This is a genomic window from Ancylomarina sp. 16SWW S1-10-2 (assembly GCF_009669305.1).
Lineage (GTDB): Bacteria > Bacteroidota > Bacteroidia > Bacteroidales > Marinifilaceae > Ancylomarina.
Window position 1 is genome coordinate 1 of sequence record NZ_SADB01000254.1, and the last position, 422, is coordinate 422.

The 422-nt window shown below is 61.8% G+C and carries 1 protein-coding gene; it reads left to right on the top strand.

The window, feature by feature from the left end:
* Window positions 1-355 (top strand): hypothetical protein (locus tag EMN46_RS19760; RefSeq protein WP_195715338.1); only part of this gene is annotated, 355 nt, incomplete at its 5' end.
* Between the last annotated feature and the right edge of the window lie 67 nt (window positions 356-422).

The window sequence follows — 422 nt, forward strand, 5'->3', positions numbered from 1 at the left end:
GGCCAGCCAATCCAGCACCTTGGAAAGTGGCGCGCGGCTGGAACTGGCCCCGAACCTAAAGGCCGCGAGCGCGGGCAAGCGCCTGCGAATCCTCATCCAAACCCAGCCCTTGGAAGTGACCAATGCGGCGGCCCTGGCTGTGCGCCTGGAGGGAAATATGCCCGGGGCCTGGAGCCGCCTTGAACTGCAAGAAGGAAAGGCCATGCGCCTCGCTTATGACTTCCCCGCTGTGCCCGAGGGGTTGAGCGCCATTTGGCTGCGCCCCATCGCGCCAGACCGGGTGGATTATGATTTCGGCACGGAAATCCGCAGCGTGGAAATCCTGATCATTCCCGCACTCACCCCAAATGAATGATCACAATTGTGCGCGCGCCGGGAAGTGTTTAAGCCAGGGCCAAATCGGAAGGGACGCCATCATCGCA